The sequence below is a fragment of the Nocardia miyunensis NBRC 108239 genome, from assembly GCF_001613065.1.
Lineage (GTDB): Bacteria > Actinomycetota > Actinomycetes > Mycobacteriales > Mycobacteriaceae > Nocardia > Nocardia miyunensis.
The window spans coordinates 86470-106499 of record NZ_BDBQ01000061.1; the positions used below are offsets into that span (position 1 = coordinate 86470).

Consider the following 20030-nt stretch of genomic DNA (forward strand, 5'->3'; position numbering starts at 1 on the left):
CAGGATAATCCTCCGTGCACCCCGGGGCCGTGGCAACCGGGAGTGTGCTGCGTGGAGCCGAACGGCAGCGTCGACTGCCACGATCATCAGGCGAGTCTCCCAGGGCCGATGGTTCCGGCCGTTCGGGCGATGGTGCACTACAGTGACGTCCAGCTACCTTGCGGTAACGGGCAGGACGTGTGCGTCACCAACGAGCGGTTCGGCATCGGCTGGAGGAGTCGAGGATGACGAAGACATCGCAATCGCAGTCTCAGCCGTCCGGTGATCTGGGGCCCGCCACGCGGGATGCCGCATGGGAGCGGTTGGGGCGCGACCATTTCGACGTCGTCGTCATCGGCGGCGGGGTGGTCGGCGCGGGTATCGCGCTGGACGCGGCGACCCGTGGGTTGGAGGTCGCGCTGGTCGAGGCCCGTGATCTGGCCTCGGGGACCTCGAGTCGTTCGTCCAAGATGTTCCACGGCGGGCTGCGCTATCTCGAACAGCTGGACTTCGGCCTGGTGCGGGAGGCGTTGCACGAACGCGAGCTGAGCCTGAAAACCCTTGCGCCGCATCTGGTCAAGCCGCTGCGTTTCCTGTATCCGCTGACCCATCGGCTCTGGGAGCGCCCGTATGTCGCCTCGGGACTGATGCTGTACGACACCATGGGCGGTGCGAAATCCGTTCCGGGACAACATCATCTGACCCGGTCGGCGGCGCTTCGGCTGGCGCCCGGAATTCGGCGGGACGCGCTGATCGGCGGGGTCACCTACTACGACACGGTCGTCGACGACGCCCGGCACACCATGACCGTTGCCCGCACCGCCGCGCACTACGGCGCGGTCATCCGCACTTCCACACAGGTGGTGGGGTTTGTGCGGGAGGCCGATCGTGTGGTCGGGGTGGCGGTGCGCGACAGTGAGGACGGCCGCACCACACAGGTGCGCGGGCACGTGGTGATCAATGCGACCGGCGTGTGGACCGACGAGATCCAGGCGCTCTCGCGTCAGCGCGGCCGCTTCAACGTGCGCGCCTCCAAGGGAGTGCACATCGTGGTGCCGCGCGACCGGATCGCCAGCGATACCGCCCTGATCCTGCGGACCCCGACCTCGGTGCTGTTCGTCATTCCGTGGGGTACGAGCCACTGGATCATCGGCACCACCGACACCGACTGGAATCTCGATCTCGCCCATCCGGCGGCGACCAAGGCCGATATCGCCTATCTGCTCGAGCAGGTGAATCAGGTGCTGGTCACCCCGCTCACCCACGAGGACATCCAGGGCGTCTACGCCGGGCTGCGGCCGCTGCTGGCGGGGGAGAGCGACGAGACCTCCAAGCTCTCGCGCGAACACGCCGTCGCGCGGATCTGCCCGGGTCTGGTCGCCATCGCGGGCGGGAAGTACACCACCTACCGGGTGATGGCCTACGACGCGGTGGACGTCGCGGCGCCGGATATTCCGCAGCGGGTCTCGCCGTCGATCACCGAGAAGGTGCCGCTGCTGGGTGCGGACGGCTATTTCGCCCTGCTCAACCAGGCCCCGCAGCTGGCTCAGACCTACGGCGTGCATCCGTATCGGATCGAGCATCTGCTCGACCGCTACGGTTCGCTGGTCACCGACGTCCTGGATCTCGCCGCGGACGATCCCGATCTGCTGCAACCGATCACCGAGTCCCCGACCTATCTGCGGGTGGAGGCGGTCTACGCGGCCACCGCCGAGGGCGCGCTGCATCTGGACGACATCCTGGCCCGTCGCACCCGCATCTCCATCGAGTACTCCCACCGCGGTGTGGCCTGTGCCGAGGAGACGGCCCGGCTGGTCGCGCCGGTCCTGGGTTGGAACGAGGAGCGCATCGCGCGGGAGGTCGCCACCTACAACGCCCGGGTGGACGCCGAGATCCGTTCGCAGACCCAACCGGACGACATCTCGGCCGACGCCTTGCGAGCAGCGGCACCGGAACCGCGTCCGGAGATTCTCGAGCCCGTCCCGATCGAGGACTGAATTCCCGCTGCGGTGAGTCGTGCCGCGGGCTCGGCAGCCGCTCATAGTCGGCCATGCCGACGAGTGCGGCACCGTTGTCGGTGATGACGAGATTCGGTCTGTCGTGGCGAGGCCCGGCCCGGGTGCGTGTGCCGAGGCGTGTTCGCGCCGGTTACCTGACAGGCGGTGATCCAGACCGCCACGCGCCCGGTCACATCCGACGACTGCCGAACGGCTCGGTGTCGGCGGCCCTCTACTACGAGGGCGAGCCGTACGAGGTGACCATGGTCGGCGATCCGCCCTTCGCGCACGGGAAATTCTTCGGCGAACGGGCACGTCGAGGATGCGTGCTGTGCCGTCGACGAGCTGCGCAACAGCCTGTAGGAGTCGAGTTGTGCGTTCGTGCGCTGAGTCGGGTTCGCGCCGCGAGCTATCCGGGGTGGTACGCAGTATGCAGTAACAGGTAGCTGAACAGCAGCATCATGGCCAGCGCGATCAGCGCGTACACCAGCTGGACGGTGATGCGCGCGATGCGTCGGGCGTTGGCTGCGGTCATGGGCGACCCGTCTCGTGTTTTCCCATCGACTGGGATGTCGTACGGGCTGAACGAGATATTAGCTATTGAGTGGCAAACATCACTGTGCAGTGGACGGGCGCGTCGTGGGGGAGATGTGCGAGTGCCGGGTTCACTCCTGGCAGCCGGTGCAGAAGTAGATCGCGCGTTCGCTGTCCGGGCCATCGCCGACGAGCGTCAGGGTGAGGGTGGTGCCGCAGCGGCGGCACGGTTGGCGATTGCGGCGGTAGACGTACGGTCGCCAGGGCGGATCGTGTGCGGCGGAGTGCAGGATTCGATGGGCGCGATCGACCAGGCTGGGCAGGTCGGGCACCGAGCCGACCGGGCGTCGCGGGTCGACGCGTTCCACGAAACAGATCTCGCTGCGGAAGATATTGCCGATTCCGGCCAGATTGCGCTGGTCGAGCAGGGCCAGGCCGATCGGGCGGTCCGGTTCGGCGGCCAAGCGGCGAACCGCCTCGGCCGCATCCCAATTCGGGCCGAGCAGATCCGGGCCGAGCCGGTCCAGGACGGTGTGTTCCTGCTCGCGCCGCAGCACCTCCACGGTTCCCAATGCGAAGCCGACGGCCTCGGCCTCGGCGGTGGCGAGGATCAGCCGCGCGGTGAACGCCGGTTTGGTCCAGCGCTGACCTTGGGCGAACACCCGCCACTCACCCTCCATTTTCAGGTGCGTGTGAACGCTGATCGTCGGGGTCCGCACGAACAGATGTTTGCCGTAACTGCCGACCTCCTCGACGGTTTGTCCGGCCAGATCCAGCGTCGCATAACGCGGGACGCGGAAATCGCTGCGTACCAACGTCTTTCCAGCCAACGCTGTCCGTAGTCTCGCCGCGGTCCGGAAAACGGTGTCACCCTCGGGCATGGTGGCCCCCGCCGGGTGATCGATCTCCGTCGTGTCGCGATGCCCGGATGCGTTCTCGTCGCGCTGTGTACCTCGGGCGCCGTGCGCACTCCGGCTCCGGGCGGGGTGCCGCACCCGATGGCTCGGATCTCCTCACACGTCCCGATCCGCCGCTGATGTGCCGAAGGACCGGGTGCCGCGGACTACCGGTTCGGCCGTGCGCGCTCAGGGTCGGCTCCGTAAGCGGAAGCCGCGGGGTGTGACGGCGAAACCGGCTTCGGTGAGGAAAGCGGCGAAGGTGTTGCCGTGCACGGAATCTCCGTCCACGCGTTCCACGACCAGTGAGTCGACGTGGCGGTCGTGCACCAGCGCGGCCAGCGCGGTGGCGGCGCGGGTGCGCTGGTTCGGGTCCTCGGTGAAGGTCAGCAGGGTCTTGCCGCCGCGTTCCAGGTAGAGGGTGAGTTCGCCGTCCACCAGGACCACGAGTGCGCCCGCCTTGCGCCCGGGCCGATGTCCCGCGCCCTCGGTCGCGCCCTTCGGCCAGGGCAGCGCCGCGCCGTAGGGGTTGGCGGGGTCGCAGGCGGCCAGCGCCAGGGCGGTATCCGAAGCACGTTGTGCGCGTTCGAATTCGGCGGATCGTTCGGTGTCGAAGGAACGCAGCCGGTCCACCACGTCGGTCGTGGAGAACTGCGCACCGCCGAGCGAATCGATGAAGTAGCCGCGGCGGCACCGGCCGCGGTCCTCGAATTCGGTGAGCACGCGGTACATCAGCGCGAATCCGCCCGGAACCTGTTCGCCCTGAACCGAACCCCGGGTCAGCACCCCGTACCGTTCCAGCAGCAGATCGGCCGTGGCGTGTGCGCGAATCGTATTGTCCGCCACTCGTTCCGGTAGCAGCGACCAGCGCCCGGCCACGGTCGGCGGCCCCGTGCGCGAGGGCATATTCGCCCGCGGCAGATACGTCCGCCCGCGTGGCGTGCGCCGGGGTGTGCGATGCGTGGTGGTGCTGCGCGCGGTCCCGGACAGCAGCGCCCGCACCGGCGCGAAGGTGTCACCGGCGACGTGTCCGGCCCACACCAGCTCCCACAGTGCGGCCGCCACCGCCGCGTCATCGAGCCGTCCGGTGGCATCGGAGAGCTGCCGGAAGAAGTACGCCCCGCCGGCCGACGGCACTACTTGGGCCCGCATCGGTTGCGCTGCCGCATGATCCGCGCTCTGTGCCGGATCGTTCGCTGGCCCGGGGGTGCTGGTCCGGGAATTCTGCGGTGTCGCGGCGTGCCCATTGTCCAGCTCCTCGGCGGGAGTATCGGGGGGCCGCCTGCCCGCCGCGCTGGGAGAACCGGTCGGGAGAGCGCGTCTGTGTGCGCCTGGTCCGCGGTTCGAGTCATCGGTGGAATCAGTCACCTGGGGGCTGCGTGCGTTCGAGTTCCGTGCCGGGGCCTTCGCCGAATTCTGTCGGCCGGGGCGATCGGTGAGCGATTCCGGGGCCGTGTCGGGCGAAGGCGGGCTGTCGCGGGATGGTTGCGGGATGACGGTGGCGCCCAGGGCCAGCAGGAGTTGGATCTGGGTTTCGGTGAGGTCGATGTCGTCGGGCGGGGGGAGGGTGAGGGAGGCCTGGTCGGTGGGGTGCATGGCGATCCAGCCGTCCTTGGCGGTGAGGGAGCCGTGGCCGGACCAGATGACCTCGCCGGTGGACATCAGCTCGTCCAGCATGGCGGGTGAGTAGTCGGGTACCCGGGCGGGCAGGATCAGGGACTCCCATGCCGAGGCCGGAATCGGTACGCCCGCAAGCTGTTCCACGACCGCGGCCACGCCGTCGACGCCGCGCAGCTGACCGGTGCCCACCTGCTGCCAGGCGGGCAGGAATCGGGCGAAGGCGGTGGTCGCGACGGGTTCGATCTCCTTGCGCGCCGCGGCCAGCGAGCGCCGCCGCAACCTGCGCAGCACCTGGGTGTCACACCATTCCGTACCGGCCGAGCCGGGGGTGAATTCGCCTTCCACGACCCGCTTTTCGGCGGCGAGCCGATGCAGGGCGGTCGCCGCCACAGCGGGGCCGATGCCGAATCGGCGGGCCAGCGCCTCCAGCCCGAACGGGCCGTGCGTGCGCGCGTACCGGCCGACCAGATCGCCCAGCGGATCGGCGACCGGCTCGATGAAGGCCGCCGGAACCCCGATCGGCAGCGGCACCCCCAGGGCGTCGCGCAGCCGCGCGGCGTCCTCGATCGCCACCCACCACTGCTGCCCGGCATAGGAAACCGCCAGGGCGCGACGGGCTCGCGCGAGTTCGGCGAACCACGGCTCGGGATCGGCGGTGCATCGCCGCGCCGCCTCGTCGGGGGTCAGCGGGCCCAGCAGACGCAGCAGATCCGCCAGCGCCTCGGCGTCGCGGGCCTGGCGTTCGGGAGTCAGGCGCTGCAACTCGCGTTCGGTGAGCTCGAGTACCGCGGCGTCGAGCAATTCCCGCAGTTCCACCCGGCCGAGCAGTTCGGCCAGCAGTCCCGAGTCCAGCGACAACGCCGCGGCACGCCGTTCGGCCAGCGGGCTGTCGCCCTCGTACATGAACTGGGCGATGTAGTCGAACAGCAGGGCATTGGCGAACGGTGAGGGCGTGGCGGTCTCGACCTCGACCAGTCGCAGCTTGCGGTGGGCGATCCCGGTCTGCAATTCGCGCAGGGAGAACAGGTCGTAGACGTCCTGCAGGCATTCGCGCGCGGTCTCCAGCAGGATCGGGAAATCCGGGAACTTGCGCGCCACATCCAGCAGTTGCGCCGCGCGCTGGCGCTGCTGCCACAGTGGTGCGCGGCGGCCCGGATCGCGGCGCGGCAGCAGCAGCGCCCGCGCCGCGCACTCCCGGAACCTGGACGCGAACAGCGCCGAGCCGCCGACCTGTTCGGTCACCACGTCATCGATCTCGTCCGGTTCGAAGACGAACAGATCCGCACCCGGCGGGTCGTCGGTGGTGTCGGGCAGGCGCACCACGATCCCGTCGTCCGAGGCCTGCGGTGCGGCGTCCACTCCGAAGCGCTCACGCAGCCGCGCGCCCACCGCCAGCGCCCACGGCGCGTGCACCGGCAACCCGTACGGCGAATGCAACACCACCCGCCAATCACCGAGCTCATCGCGGAACCGCTCCACCAGCAACGTTCGATCGGTCGGCAGATGCCCTGTCGCCGACCGCTGATCCCGCAGCAGCGCAACCAGATTGGCGGTGGCGAAATCGTCGAGCCCGGCGGCGTGGACGATATTCCCGAGGTCGTCGAGATCGGTGACGCCTCGGCCCTTGCGGCGGGACGAACTGCTCGCCCGGCCGCCTGTCGCACCGGCGTGCTCGCGATGCGAATCCGCCGATCCGCCGTCGTCCGGCGCTGTACCGCGCCGCGATGATCGGCCGGACGATACGGATTCGGCGGAACCGGAGTTCCCGGACCGGTGCTCGGTGGCAGCGCCGTCGGATGGCGACAGCTCCGAGGAGCGCGAGTGCGCGGCGGAACCCGACCGTGCGGCGGACGCGGGTGCCTGTATGTCGTTGACACCCGCCGACGTGTCGCGGCGCTGTGAGCCGCTCGATGATGTGGATTCGGGGAAGGCCTGGGCGGTCGAGTCCGGGGGGGAGGAATAGATCGGGCCGGGTGATGCCGCGGCGCCGAGCAGTGCGTCGATCCTGGCCTCGGGCGCGCGTTCGATCGCCTGACCGGCTGTACGCACGAATTCGCCCAGGGCAGTACCCAATTCGGCCGGGCGGCCCAGGGAATCGCCGTGCCAGAATGGGAGTCGGCCCGGGAGGCCGAAGGCGGGGGTGACCAGGACTCGGTCGTGGGTGATCTCCTCGATGCGCCAACTGGTCGCGCCGAGGGCGAAGACATCCCCGACCCGGGACTCGTACACCATCTCCTCGTCGAGTTCGCCGACGCGGGAAGCCTTCTCGCCCACCATGAACACCGGGAACAGGCCGCGATCCGGAATCGCGCCGCCGGAGGTGACCGCAAGGCGCTGCGCCCCCGGACGCCCGGTCAGCGTGCCCGCATCGCGGTCCCACACGACGCGCGGGCGCAACTCGGCGAACTCGTCCGAGGGGTAGCGCCCGGACAGCAGATCCAGCACCGATTCGTAGGCCGAACGCGGCAGCGTCGCATAGCTTCCCGTGCTGCGGACGATGTCGAACCAGGTGTCCACGTCGATCGGATCCAGGGCGCAGGCCGCGACGGTCTGCTGGGCCAGAATATCCAGCGGATGCGCGGGAATGCGCAGCTGTTCGATCTGACCGGCGGTCATGCGCATCGAGGCGACCGCGCAGTGGATCACGTCGGTGCGGTGTTTGGGAAAGATGACGCCGCGGGAGATCTCGCCGACCTGATGCCCGGCCCGCCCGACGCGCTGTAGGCCGCTGGCCACCGAGGGCGGCGCCTCCACCTGCACCACGAGGTCGACCGCACCCATATCGATTCCGAGTTCGAGACTGCTCGTGGCGACCACACAGCGCAGCCGACCGGTCTTGAGGTCGTCCTCGATGATGGCGCGCTGCTCCTTGCTCACCGACCCGTGATGGGCGCGGGCCAGCAGCGCCGCGCTGCCGTGATTGACATCCGAGGTCGCGCCCAGCAGCGCGGGAGTGCGCCGAGCCGGTTCGGGGGACGTCGATGTCTCCGGGATCTCGTCGCTCGCCCCGACGCGTTCGGCGTAGGACTCGTTCAATCGGGCGGTGAGCCGTTCGGCCAGCCGCCGCGAATTGGCGAAGACGATCGAGGACCGGTGTGCCAGAACGAGATCCACGATCGCCGAATCGACGTGCGGCCAGATCGAACCGGGCTGATCCGAATCACCGGCCGGATCCGGCTCGGTCATATCCGCCACCGGCACCCGCACCGACAGATCGAAGGTCTTCGGTGCGGGCGGGGCCACGATGGTGATCGGCGCGCGGCCGACCAGGAACCGGCCGACCTCCTCCGGTGGCCGCACGGTGGCGGACAGCCCGATCCGCTGCGCGGGACGCTCGGTCAGCCCGTCCAACCGGGCCAGCGAAAGTGCCAGGTGCGCACCGCGTTTGGAGCCGGCGATGGCGTGCACCTCGTCCACGATGACGGTGTGCACCGAGCGCAACGTCTCCCGCGCGGCCGAGGTGAGCATCAGGAACAGCGATTCGGGGGTGGTGATCAGAATGTCCGGCGGGGTGCGCTGCAGCGATCTGCGCGCCGCCGCGGTGGTATCGCCCGAGCGGACCCCGACGCTGATCTCCGGTGCGGGCAGCCCCAGCCGCTCGGCGGTCTGCGTGACGCCGACCAGCGGTGCGCGCAGATTGCGCTCGACGTCCACCGCCAGCGCCTTGAGCGGTGAGATGTACAACACGCTGGTACCGCCCGCCTCCCGCGACGGAGGTCGCCCCGCGAGCTGGTCGATCGCCCACAGAAACGCCGACAGCGTCTTCCCGGACCCGGTCGGCGCGATGACCAGCGTGTGCTCCCCGGCGGCAATCGCACGCCATGCGCCCAGCTGAGCGGCCGTCGGCGCGGGAAACGCGCCGTCGAACCACTCCTGCGTAGGCCGGGAGAACTGATCCATGCGCTTCAGTCTGCACTCCGCCACCGACACCCTGCCCGAACCGCATGTGGAACGGGTGCGAGGCGCGGACATGGGTACCGAAACCCGCAACGGCCGCGGCACGGCCGGAGAAAGCTCCGTTTCGCTCAGCCGAACTCGATGCCCTGCGCGAGCGGGAGCTCGGTGGAGTAGTTGATCGTGTTCGTGGCGCGGCGCATGTACGCCTTCCAGGAGTCCGAACCCGATTCGCGGCCGCCGCCGGTGTGCTTCTCGCCGCCGAACGCGCCGCCGATCTCCGCGCCCGAGGTGCCGATGTTGATGTTGGCGATGCCGCAGTCCGAGCCGTCGGCGGCGAGGAATCGTTCGGCTTCGCGCTGGTCGCGGGTGAACACCGCGGAGGACAGGCCCTGGGGGACCTGGTTGTGCAGGGTGATCGCGTCGTCGAGATCGTCGTAGGCCAGGACGTACAGGATGGGTGCGAAGGTCTCCTCGCGCACCACCTCGGTCTGCGCGGGCATGCGCACGATGGCCGGGCGCACGTAGTAGGACTCCTCGCCGTTGACGATGACACGCTCACCGCCGCACAGCAATTCACCCCCGTCGGCGAGGGCGCGGGCGAGCGCGTCCTGCATGGAGGTGTAGGCCCGACCGTTGATCAGCGGGCCGACCAGCACCCCGTCGTCGAGCGGATCACCAACGCGCAGTTGGTGATACGCGCCGCACAGCCTGTCGGTCAACGGCCCGGCGACGTCCCTGTGCGCGATCACCCGCCGCAATGTGGTGCAGCGTTGCCCAGCGGTGCCCGCCGCACTGAAAACCACTGCGCGCGTGGTCAATTCCAGATCGGCCGACGGGGTGACGATCGCCGCGTTGTTACCGCCCAGCTCCAGCAGGCAGCGGCCGAACCGAGCCGCCACCCGCGGGCCCACCGCGCGGCCCATCCGCACCGATCCCGTCGCGCTGACCAGGGCGACCCGCTCGTCGTCCACCAGGCGCTCCCCGACGTCGGCGGCACCCTGGATCAGCTGATGGATCTCCGGATCCGCGCCCACGTCGAGCGCCGCGCGCCGCACCAGCGCATGGCAGGCCAGTGCCGTCAACGGCGTTGTCTCCGAAGGCTTCCAGACCACGGTGTCACCGCAGACCAGCGCTATGGCGGTATTCCACGACCAGACCGCCACCGGAAAGTTGAAGGCCGACAGCACCCCGACCACACCGAGCGGATGCCAGGTCTCCATGAGCCGATGCCCCGGACGTTCGGAGGCCATGGTGCGCCCGTACAGCTGTCGCGACAGGCCCAGCGCGAATTCGCAGACGTCGATCATCTCCTGCACCTCGCCGCGGGCCTCCGCGCCGATCTTGCCCGCCTCCAGGGTGACCAGCTCGCCCAGCTCGTGCAGGTGCTCGCGCAGCAGCTCGCCCAGCCGCCGCACCACCGCGGCGCGCTGCGGCGCGGGCACCGTGCGCCAGGTGTGAAAAGCGTTGGCGGCCTTCGCGATCGCGGCGTCGACGTCCGCGTCGGCACTCGGCGCGAGAGTGGTCAGGGTGCCGCCGGTGATCGGTGTTCGCGCACTCAGCGAGCCGGGTGCGGGCGGGGTGACGCCCATGCTCGACAGGAGTCCTTCGGCGCGGGCGGTCGGATCGCCGACGACGGATGCGGCACGTGTCATGGGTACCTCCGTAGGGGTGCGGGTGTATGGCAGCGGCCGTGGTTCCGGCCACGAGTCCGAATCGCTGGGTTAGCCTTCGCAGATGGCGGATGCACCGGCGAAATCTGTTCTGGACGAGATCGATCGACTATTGATCCGCGAGCTGACCGAGGACGGCCGCGCCACGCTGTCCAACCTCGCGGAGAAGGCCAACCTGTCGGTGTCCGCGGTGCAGTCCAGGGTGCGCCGCCTCGAGGCGCGGGGCGTGATCCAGGGATACACCGCCAAGATCGATCCGGAGGCGCTGGGGCAGCTGCTGTCGGCATTCGTCGCGATCACTCCTCTCGACCCGTCCCAGCCCGATGATGCCCCGGCTCTGCTGCGGCACGTCCCCGGAATCGAGGCGTGTCATTCGGTGGCGGGCGAGGAGAGCTACGTCCTGCTGGTGCGGGTGGCCTCGCCCCGGCATCTGGAGCAGCTGTTGCAGGAGATCCGCGCGACGGCCAACGTTCGGACACGAAGCACCATTATTTTGCAGACATTCTATGACAAGTAATGTCTGATCGTAACTTCTACGGCAATCCGTAGAGAACGCTTAAAAATTTACGTAACCTTGAGGGGTGACCCTAGAACTGGAGCGCCCCGGGGTGGTAGCTGACGCGCCGCTGGTCACCCCCGAAAGGGTGCATGAGATCCTGCGCGCGAACATCCTGGCCGACGGGTTCGACCTGGTCCTGGATCCGGTCCGATCGCACGGCCGCCGGCTCGTGGACGCCCGCGACGGCACGACCTATCTGGACATGTTCGGATTCTTCGCCTCCTCGGCCCTGGGGATGAACCACCCCGCCCTGGTCGAGGACGAACGCTTCCGGGCCGAGCTGCTCACCGCGGCACTGAACAAGCCGAGCAACTCCGATGTCTACACCGTCGAGATGGCCCGTTTCATAGACACTTTCGCCCGCGTGCTCGGCGATCCCGCACTGCCGCATCTGTTCTTCATCGACGGCGGTGGGCTCGCGGTGGAGAACGCGCTCAAGGCGGCCTTCGACTGGAAGAGCCGGCACAACGAAATGCACGGGCGCGCAGCGGATCTCGGCACGAAGGTGCTACATCTGACCGGAGCGTTCCACGGGCGCACCGGATACACGATGTCGCTGACCAACACGGATCCGGTCAAGATCGACCGTTTCCCGAAATTCGCGTGGCCGCGGATCGAGACCCCTTATCTGGCCCATGATGTGGACATCGAGGCCGCCGAGGCGCACGCGCTGGACCGGGCGCGCGCCGCCTTCACCGAGAATCCGCACGATATCGCGTGTTTCCTGGCCGAACCGATCCAGGGCGAGGGCGGCGACCGGCATATGCGGCCCCGATTCCTGCAGGCGATGCAGGCGATGTGCCGCGAATTCGACGCGCTGTTCGTCCTGGACGAGGTGCAGACCGGCGTCGCGGCCACCGGCAGCCGCTGGGCGTACGAACAGCTCGGCCTGACGCCCGATATCGTCGCCTTCGGCAAGAAGACCCAGGTCTGCGGCATCATGGCGGGCGGTCGCGTGGACGAGGTCCCCGACAACGTCTTCGCCGTGAGTTCGCGGCTGAACTCCACCTGGGGCGGCAATCTCGCCGACATGGTGCGCGCCCGCCGCATCCTCGAGGTGATCGAGCGCGACGGCCTGGCCGAACGGGCGGCCCGCCTCGGCGCGCATCTGCTCGACCGGCTCGTCGCGCTGGCCGATCGTCATCCGCGAGTGAGCGATCCGCGCGGACGCGGCCTGCTGTGCGCGATCACGCTGGACACGGCGGAGCTGCGCGATGCGGTCGTGACCCGGCTGCGGGAAGACGAGCGCGTACTGCTGCTGGGCACCGGCGAACGCGGCATCCGATTCCGCCCGGCGCTGACGGTGACCGCCGACGAGTTGGACAGCGCGGTCGACGCGATCGATCGGGTGTTGCGCTGACCGGTGGCTCCGGGCGGCCCGATTGTGATTTTTTTCCACTCTTCCCCGGGCGGTTTTCGGTCGCTGTCACCGCATTTCATCAGGGGTTTTCAACTGGCGAACAGCCAATAAGGGTACCCATCAGTAGCCCCTACTGGAATTCCGTGCGACACCGGTACTGGCTACACTCCGGGACATGACGAGTGTCCAGCAGCAGCCAACGCCGGGGTCGGCGGGCTCCCCCGATATCCACACCACCGCCGGCAAACTGGCTGATCTGCGCAATCGGCTGGAAGAGGCCAAGCACCCGATGGGTGAGGCCGCCGTGGACAAGGTGCACGCCAAGGGCAAGATGACCGCCCGCGAGCGGATTCTGGCCCTGCTGGACGAGGGCTCGTTCGTCGAGATGGACGCCCTGGCCCGGCACCGCAGCGTCAACTTCGGCCTGGAGCACAACCGCCCGCTGGGCGACGGCGTGGTGACCGGCTACGGCACCATCGACGGCCGTGACGTGTGCATCTTCTCCCAGGACGTCACCGTCTTCGGCGGCTCGCTCGGCGAGGTCTACGGCGAGAAGATCGTCAAGGTCATGGACCTGGCCATCAAGACCGGCCGCCCGCTGATCGGCATCAACGACGGCGCGGGCGCGCGTATTCAGGAGGGCGTGGTCTCGCTCGGCCTGTACGGCGAGATCTTCCACCGCAACATCCAGGCGTCGGGCGTCATCCCGCAGATCTCGCTGATCATGGGTGCGGCCGCGGGCGGGCACGTGTACTCCCCGGCGCTGACCGACTTCGTCGTCATGGTCGATCAGACCAGCCAGATGTTCATCACCGGCCCGGACGTGATCAAGACCGTCACCGGTGAAGAGGTCACCATGGAGGAGCTGGGCGGCGCGCACACCCACATGGTGAAGTCGGGTACCGCGCACTACGTCGCCTCGGGCGAGCAGGACGCGCTGGACTACGTCAAGGATCTGCTGAGCTACCTGCCCAGCAACAACCGCGCCGAGGCCCCGCGCTTCGCGCCCACCGACCCGGTCGACGGCGCGATCGAGGACTCGCTGACCGAGGAGGACCTCGAGCTCGACACCCTCGTGCCGGACTCGCCGAATCAGCCGTACGACATGCACGAGGTGATCCGTCGCCTGGTCGACGACGACGAATTCCTCGAGGTGCAGGCCGAGCGGGCGCAGAACATCATCATCGGGTTCGCCCGGATCGACGGCCGCAGCGTCGGATTCGTCGCGAACCAGCCCACCTACTTCGCCGGATGCCTGGACATCGACGCCTCGGAGAAGGCCGCGCGTTTCGTGCGCACCTGTGACGCGTTCAACATTCCGATCATCACCCTGGTCGACGTCCCGGGCTTCCTGCCGGGCACCGACCAGGAGTACAACGGCATCATCCGCCGTGGCGCCAAGCTGCTGTACGCGTACGGCGAGGCGACCGTCGGCAAGATCACCGTCATCACCCGCAAGGCGTACGGCGGCGCGTACGACGTGATGGGCTCCAAGCACATGGGCGCGGACGTCAACCTGGCGTGGCCGACCGCGCAGATCGCGGTCATGGGCGCCTCGGGCGCGGTCGGTTTCGTGTACCGCAAGAAGTTGCAGCAGGCCGCCGCCGAAGGGGCCGACGTGGACGCGCTGCGCCTCGAACTGCAGAACGAATACGAGGACACGCTGGTCAACCCATACGTGGCCGCCGAGCGCGGCTACGTCGACGCGGTCATTCCGCCGTCACATACTCGCGGTCAAATTGTTTCGGCGCTGCGACTGCTGGAGCGGAAGATGGTTGCTCTGCCGCCCAAAAAGCACGGCAACATTCCGCTCTGATTCGACGATATGTCCAGCGCGGGGCGCACACTTTCTGTGAGACGTCCTACACTCGCCGCGCGAGCGGCGCGTCCGAGCAAAGATAGAAGAGTCGGCTTTCAGGAACACGAGAGCCACAAGGAATACCGTTCGAGGCTTCCGGAACCGCTCCGGACCCCGGACGCCGGGTCTTTCGGTCCGGCACAGGAATACAGGAGGAGCTGGCGCTGTGACGGCTGTGGCTGATGAAGAGGTCCTTCGCGCCGCTGAATTGGCTCTGTCGGTCGACGAGGTCGTCGGCACGGTGGAGCCGGTCGTGGCCGAGTCCGAATCGAGCGCGGGACCGGACATCCGGATTCTGAAGGGCTCACCCACCGACGCGGAGATCGCCGCTGTGGTGTGCGTGTTCGCGGCCGCCGCGAGCGCCGCCTCCGCCGCGCCCGCGCAGTCCGGGCCCGTGGATCTGTGGGGCAAGCCGACCATGATGCACCGTGGCGCGATGCCGTTCTCGCCGTACGCCTTCCCCTTCCTGTCGCACTTGCGCGACTGACGTGACAGGTTTCGTACTCGGGTCGGCCTCGCCTGCCCGGCTGCAGGTGTTGCGATCGGCGGGGCTGGATCCGGTGGTGCGGGTCTCCCATGTGGACGAGGACGCCGTCGCGGCAGCCCTGCCCGCCGGTACCGCCCCCGAGGGCGTGGTCTGCGCCCTCGCGCGGGCCAAGGCCGAGGCGGTGGCCGCCGCGCTGATCGCCGAGGCCGCCGACGTCGTCGCCGATTGCGTTGTCGTGGGCTGTGATTCGATGCTGCTGGTCGACGGCGAGTTGCAGGGCAAACCGCTGACTCCCGAGGCGGCGCGCAAGCGCTGGGCCGTGATGGCCGGGCGCAGTGCCGATCTGCTGACCGGGCACTGTGTGCTGCGGGTGCGCGAGTCGCGGATCGTCGCCGAGGCGGCGGACTGCACCGGCACCACCGTGCATTTCACCGCGCCCGACGCCGCCGAGCTGGACGCCTACATCGCCACCGGTGAGCCCTTGCAGGTGGCCGGGGCGTTCACCCTGGACGGGCGGGGCGGCTGGTTCGTGGACCGCATCGACGGCGATCCGTCCAGCGTCATCGGGATCGGCCTACCGCTGGTTCGTCGACTGCTTGCCGACGTGGGGGTCGCCGTGACGCAGTTGTGGGTCGGCGGGGCGCAGCTGGGGGCCGACGCGGCTGGCTGACTGGGTCGCCGCGGCGATCCGCGGTTCGGCCGCGCCCGTCGGCGCGTCGGGGTGCGCGGCGGGATCGGGCACCAGCGAATCCTGCACCGCCTCCAGGCGCGCCACACACAGTTCCGGCCCCACGAACGGGTGCAGTCGCACGTTCACCGTATCCTGCGCGCCGTTGCGGTCCAGCGCCTCGCGCAGCAGACCCATGTGCACGCCGCACACCACCTCCGAATGGGTGCGGGCCAGTTCCCGCAGCGGGCAGCCGGTCATCCGGACCAGCGCCTGATCATCGGGTTCGGGGCCGCTCTCGCGTTCGGGTGCGAAGCCGAGTTCGGACATCGCGCCGACGATCACGCTCCGGGCGTCCTCGAGACTCTCGATCGGCTGCTCGAGCGTATCCAGCTTGGCGCCCCAGGCGCGTCCGGCGGCCATGGCGGCCTCCGCCCGGCGACGTGGATCACTGCCGAGCTGATCGGCCAGCACCTGGGCCAGGTCCTGGTAGCTGACCGATCGCTGGACGGCGCTGTATCCGATCCGCGGGCGGCCGCGCCCACGTGGCGGCTGCTGGAACTGCCGCACGAGCGACTCCCGGGTGAGCACGTCGAGGTGGAATCGGACCGTCGTGACGTGCTGCCCGGTGACTCTGGCGAGTTGTTGGGCATCGAGAGGCTCGCTGGCGCCGCGTAGGATCGCAAGCAGACGCCGTCGCGGCCAAGAATCGGACATAGCTCACCCCTCCTCCCGGGAGACTTTATCGGATGAGGCTGCGACTTATTCGCTCATTCATCCGATTCGCGACTGGGAGACCAGTTGTTGTAAGGCTTCGCGCTTACCATCGGAACGGAACCGCTCGACCACCGTCTATCACGCCTGAAGGACCAATCACCGTGCCCGTCGCCTCGGACCCTCATCCTTCTTTCGGCTCGTACGCACACCCTCACCGATTGGTAACCACGCAGTGGCTGTCGGCAAACATCGGTGTGCCGGGGCTCAAGATCGTCGAGTCCGACGACGACGTCCTGCTCTACGACATCGGACATGTGCCCGGTGCCATCAAGATCGACTGGCGCGCCGAGCTTACCGATCCGCTGACCCGGGACGTCGTCGACGGTGTGCGTTTCGCCGAATTGATGCGGGCGAAGGGTATTTTGCGTGAAGATACCGTGGTTGTCTACGGAGACAAGGGCAATGGCACCGCCGCGGCCACCGCGTGGGTCTTCGCCCTGTTCGGCCACGTCGACGTGCGGCTGCTGGACGGCGGGCGCGACGCCTGGATCTCCGAGGCGCGCGACACCACGTTCGAGGTGCCCGCGGTCGGCCTGGGGGAGTATCCGGTCGTCGAGCGCGACGACAGCGTGGCGCGGGCCTTCCGGGACGATGTGCGAGGGCATCTGGGCCGTCCGCTGATCGATGTGCGCACGGCCGAGGAGTACTCGGGTGAACTCGATCGGATTTACGACCGTCCGGACGAACAGACCCTGCGCGCCGGGCACATCCCGACGGCGGTGAGCGTCCCGTGGAACTCGGCGGTCGGCGCGGACGGGCGCTTCCGCTCGCGAGCCGAACTGGATCGGATCTACGCGGGAATCCCGGCCGATGAGGAGACGATCGTCTACTGCCGCATCGGCGAGCGGGCCGCGCACACCTGGTTCGTGCTCACCTTTCTGCTCGGTCTGGCGAATGTGCGAAACTACGACGGTTCGTGGACCGAATGGGGGAATTCGGTGCGCACGCCCATCGTCAAGGGCGCTGAACCGGGGCCGGTGATATCGATGCCGGATACGGCCGTGGCGCCCGGGATCTGAAGGCTCTCCTACCGTTCGGTAGCGCGGCCCGGGTTCGGGTTCTATTGGCAGAGTGCCTACACTCGCCCGAGACGAAAGAATTCAGAGCACAGGAGGCTCAGTGCCCAACCATGCCAACGCGCAGATCACTAAGGTCCTCGTAGCGAACCGGGGCGAGATTGCCGTGCGCGTGATCCGGGCCGCCAAGGATGCCGGTATCGCCAGTGTCGCGGTGTACGCGGAGCCGGACGCCGACGCGCCGTTCGTGAAGCTTGCCGACGAGGCGTTCGCCCTGGGCGGGCAGACCTCGGCCGAGTCGTACCTGGTGTTCGACAAGATCCTCGACGCGGCGGCGAAGTCGGGTGCCGACGCGATCCATCCCGGATACGGATTCCTGTCCGAGAACGCTGATTTCGCGCAGGCGGTGCTGGACGCGGGCCTGATCTGGATCGGCCCGTCGCCGCAGTCGATCCGGGACCTGGGTGACAAGGTCACCGCCCGGCACATCGCCGAGCGGGCGAACGCGCCGATGGCCGCGGGCACCAAGGACCCGGTGAAGGACGCCGCGGAGGTCGTGGAGTTCGCGAAGCAGTACGGCGTTCCGGTCGCGATCAAGGCCGCGTTCGGTGGTGGCGGGCGCGGGATGAAGGTCGCGCACACCGTCGAGGAGATTCCCGAGCTGTTCGAGTCCGCGACGCGTGAGGCGACCGCGGCGTTCGGGCGCGGCGAGTGCTTCGTGGAGCAGTACCTGGACAAGGCGCGGCACGTCGAGGCGCAGGTGATCGCGGACAAGCACGGCAACGTCGTGGTCGCGGGCACGCGCGACTGCTCGCTGCAGCGGCGGTTCCAGAAGCTGGTCGAGGAGGCCCCCGCGCCGTTCCTGACCGACGAGGTGCGCGCGGAGATCCACGAGTCCGCCAAGCGGATCTGCAAGGAGGCCGGGTACTACGGTGCGGGCACCGTGGAGTACCTGGTGCAGGGCGACACCGTGTCCTTCCTCGAGGTGAACACCCGGCTGCAGGTCGAGCACCCGGTGACCGAGGAGACCTCCGGCCTGGATCTGGTGCGTCAGCAGTTCCGGATCGCCGAGGGGTACGAACTGTCGATCACCGAGGATCCGACCCCGCGCGGGCACGCGTTCGAGTTCCGGATCAACGGTGAGGACGCGGGCCGCAACTTCCTGCCCGCGCCCGGCCCGGTGACCGTGTACAAGGAGCCGACGGGCCCGGGTGTGCGGGTGGACTCCGGTGTCGTCGCCGGCAGCGTGATCGGCGGCCAGTTCGATTCGATGCTGGCCAAGCTGATCGTGTACGGCGAGAACCGCACCCAGGCCCTGGAGCGGGCCCGGCGCGCGCTGGCCGAGTACGAGATCGAAGGCCTGGCCACGGTGCTGCCGTTCCACAAGCACATCGTCGAGAACCCCGCGTTCATCGGTGACGGCGAGAAATTCGACGTCTACACCAAGTGGATCGAAACCGATTGGGACAACCCGATCCAGCCGTACACCGGCGGTCAGCCCATCGAGGACGAGGAAGAGCCGCGGCAGAAGGTCGTCGTGGAGGTCGGCGGGCGTCGCCTCGAGGTGTCCCTGCCGGGCCAGTTCACCGTCGGTGCGGGCGTTGCGGCCGGAGTCGGCGGCAACGGCGCCGGTGCGGTGCGCAAGAAGCCCAAGCCGCGCAAGCGCGGTACGGGCGCCGGCGCCGCGGCCTCGGGTGACTCGGTCACCGCGCCGATGCAGGGCACCGTGGTCAAGGTCGCCGTCACCGAGGGCCAGACCGTCGAAGCGGGCGATCTGATCGTGGTGCTCGAGGCCATGAAGATGGAGAACCCGGTCAACGCGCACAAGTCCGGCGTCGTCACCGGCCTGGCGATCGAAGCGGGCGCGGCCATCACCCAGGGCACCGTCCTCGCCGAAATCAAGTAGGCCACAACAGATCTCACCCGAGGGCCCGTCCGCTCACCCGAGCGGACGGGCCCTCGGGCGTTACCGGGCATGCCATTCCCGTGGGCCAGCCGGAAGTTCGGGACTGTTCGCACAGTGGCGCGAGTCGGAGTGACTCGTGCCGAGCGGTCTGCGAGTTCGGCCGGTCACTCGGCGGAACACGCCGCGTTCGGTAACTGCCCGTCATCGTCGTGTCCGGTCTCCGATGCGGTATGTGCCCGGCGTTGCCATCGAGACGGTCTGCGCTTGTAACCCGGGCGCGGGGCGGTGGAGCGCCGAGTGCGGTTTGCGGGGTGGTTACTGGCCTGCGGGCGGCCACTGCCAGGTCGGGATGACGATGCTGGGGGCCGGGGCGATGGTGAACGTGGGGGCGGGGAGTTGGAAGGTGAAGGTGAATCCGGGGATCTGCGGGACGGTCGTCGGGGCCGGTCCGCCGGGCTCGGACGTCGGGGCGGGGGCCTGGGACGTGGTCGTTCCGGGACTGGATGGGTTCACGACGTGGAGACCGCCGCCGCTCAGCAGGGCGGTGCAGCCCGCGATCACCGCGAAGACGACGACGGCCAGGATGATCAGGGCGACGATGACGCGGATCAGTCTCGGGGTGAACACCGGGCGGTGGGATGCGGGCGCGCGCATCATGTCCGGCTCGGCGTCGGCGGAGTCGCCCGGATTCGGTACGGACATGACGCGGGTCGGGCGCGGCCCCGAAACGAGGGCGGCGGCCGCGGGAGCCACGCGGGTCGGATGCGGTGCTCGGTCCGCCGATCGGCCCTCCGCCATGGCGCGCGT

General features: G+C 68.8%; 13 protein-coding genes and 1 pseudogene. 8 read left to right on the forward strand and 6 right to left on the reverse strand.

Translation table 11 applies throughout. The features are described 5' to 3' along the window. Nucleotides 1-224: 224 nt before the first annotated feature. Nucleotides 225-1976, forward strand: coding sequence for a glycerol-3-phosphate dehydrogenase (gene glpD, locus NM2_RS26520; protein ID WP_067673995.1), 1752 nt, complete (start codon nt 225-227; stop codon nt 1974-1976). A gap of 409 nt (nt 1977-2385) precedes the next feature. On the opposite strand, the gene NM2_RS52645 is transcribed toward glpD, so the two are convergent. The 4 genes from NM2_RS52645 to amaB form a co-directional block, all read right to left on the reverse strand. After that, nucleotides 2386-2511, reverse strand: coding sequence for a hypothetical protein (locus NM2_RS52645; RefSeq protein WP_281182535.1), 126 nt, complete (start codon nt 2509-2511; stop codon nt 2386-2388). Between the two features lie 130 nt (nt 2512-2641). After that, nucleotides 2642-3391, reverse strand: a complete 750-nt coding sequence (locus NM2_RS26525) for a DNA-formamidopyrimidine glycosylase family protein (RefSeq protein ID WP_067674051.1) — start codon at nt 3389-3391, stop codon at nt 2642-2644. Nucleotides 3392-3595: 204 nt separating this feature from the next. Then, on the reverse strand, nt 3596-8926 hold the full coding sequence (locus NM2_RS51895) for an Lhr family ATP-dependent helicase (protein ID WP_245718231.1): 5331 nt from the start codon (nt 8924-8926) through the stop codon (nt 3596-3598). Nucleotides 8927-9051: 125 nt separating this feature from the next. Then, a complete protein-coding gene (gene amaB, locus NM2_RS26540) occupies nt 9052-10512 on the reverse strand; it encodes an L-piperidine-6-carboxylate dehydrogenase (protein WP_067674053.1) in 1461 nt (486 codons plus the stop codon). Nucleotides 10513-10657: 145 nt separating this feature from the next. On the opposite strand from amaB, the gene NM2_RS26545 reads away from it, so the two are divergent. The 5 genes from NM2_RS26545 to NM2_RS26565 all read left to right on the forward strand — a co-directional run bounded on the left by NM2_RS26545 (nt 10658) and on the right by NM2_RS26565 (nt 15527). Then, nucleotides 10658-11110: an Lrp/AsnC family transcriptional regulator gene (locus tag NM2_RS26545; RefSeq protein ID WP_067673997.1), complete on the forward strand. Its 453-nt coding sequence runs from the start codon at nt 10658-10660 to the stop codon at nt 11108-11110. A gap of 64 nt (nt 11111-11174) precedes the next feature. Beyond that, nucleotides 11175-12512 (forward strand): L-lysine 6-transaminase, encoded by a 1338-nt coding sequence (gene lat, locus NM2_RS26550; protein WP_084531572.1) that lies wholly within the window; start codon nt 11175-11177, stop codon nt 12510-12512. A gap of 175 nt (nt 12513-12687) precedes the next feature. After that, the gene (locus tag NM2_RS26555) at nt 12688-14328 is read left to right on the forward strand and encodes an acyl-CoA carboxylase subunit beta (RefSeq protein WP_067673999.1); all 1641 of its coding nucleotides are present in this window, start codon (nt 12688-12690) and stop codon (nt 14326-14328) included. Between the two features lie 208 nt (nt 14329-14536). Next, a complete protein-coding gene (locus NM2_RS26560) occupies nt 14537-14857 on the forward strand; it encodes an acyl-CoA carboxylase subunit epsilon (protein ID WP_067674001.1) in 321 nt (106 codons plus the stop codon). Between the two features lies 1 nt (nt 14858). After that, on the forward strand, nt 14859-15527 hold the full coding sequence (locus NM2_RS26565) for a Maf family protein (protein WP_067674003.1): 669 nt from the start codon (nt 14859-14861) through the stop codon (nt 15525-15527). On the opposite strand, the gene NM2_RS26570 is transcribed toward NM2_RS26565, so the two are convergent. Next, the gene (locus NM2_RS26570; protein ID WP_067674005.1) at nt 15432-16241 is read right to left on the reverse strand and encodes a helix-turn-helix transcriptional regulator; all 810 of its coding nucleotides are present in this window, start codon (nt 16239-16241) and stop codon (nt 15432-15434) included. The genes NM2_RS26565 and NM2_RS26570 overlap by 96 nt on opposite strands. Nucleotides 16242-16402: 161 nt before the next feature. On the opposite strand from NM2_RS26570, the gene NM2_RS26575 reads away from it, so the two are divergent. Next, the gene (locus NM2_RS26575) at nt 16403-17320 is read left to right on the forward strand and encodes a sulfurtransferase (RefSeq protein WP_067674008.1); all 918 of its coding nucleotides are present in this window, start codon (nt 16403-16405) and stop codon (nt 17318-17320) included. Between the two features lie 100 nt (nt 17321-17420). After that, nucleotides 17421-19223: an acetyl/propionyl/methylcrotonyl-CoA carboxylase subunit alpha gene (locus NM2_RS26580; RefSeq protein WP_067674011.1), complete on the forward strand. Its 1803-nt coding sequence runs from the start codon at nt 17421-17423 to the stop codon at nt 19221-19223. A 315-nt stretch (nt 19224-19538) separates the two neighbouring features. Here the strand turns inward: NM2_RS26580 and NM2_RS26585 are convergent. Next, nucleotides 19539-20030: pseudogene (locus NM2_RS26585) on the reverse strand (hypothetical protein); the annotation flags it as partial.

Coding starts and splice junctions, on each gene's coding strand:
- glpD (WP_067673995.1), top strand. CDS start 225: ATGACGAAGACATCGCAATCGCAGTCTCAGCCGTCCGGTGATCTGGGG.
- NM2_RS52645 (WP_281182535.1), bottom strand. CDS start 2,511: ATGACCGCAGCCAACGCCCGACGCATCGCGCGCATCACCGTCCAGCTG.
- NM2_RS26525 (WP_067674051.1), bottom strand. CDS start 3,391: ATGCCCGAGGGTGACACCGTTTTCCGGACCGCGGCGAGACTACGGACA.
- NM2_RS51895 (WP_245718231.1), bottom strand. CDS start 8,926: ATGGATCAGTTCTCCCGGCCTACGCAGGAGTGGTTCGACGGCGCGTTT.
- amaB (WP_067674053.1), bottom strand. CDS start 10,512: ATGGGCGTCACCCCGCCCGCACCCGGCTCGCTGAGTGCGCGAACACCG.
- NM2_RS26545 (WP_067673997.1), top strand. CDS start 10,658: ATGGCGGATGCACCGGCGAAATCTGTTCTGGACGAGATCGATCGACTA.
- NM2_RS26555 (WP_067673999.1), top strand. CDS start 12,688: ATGACGAGTGTCCAGCAGCAGCCAACGCCGGGGTCGGCGGGCTCCCCC.
- NM2_RS26570 (WP_067674005.1), bottom strand. CDS start 16,241: ATGTCCGATTCTTGGCCGCGACGGCGTCTGCTTGCGATCCTACGCGGC.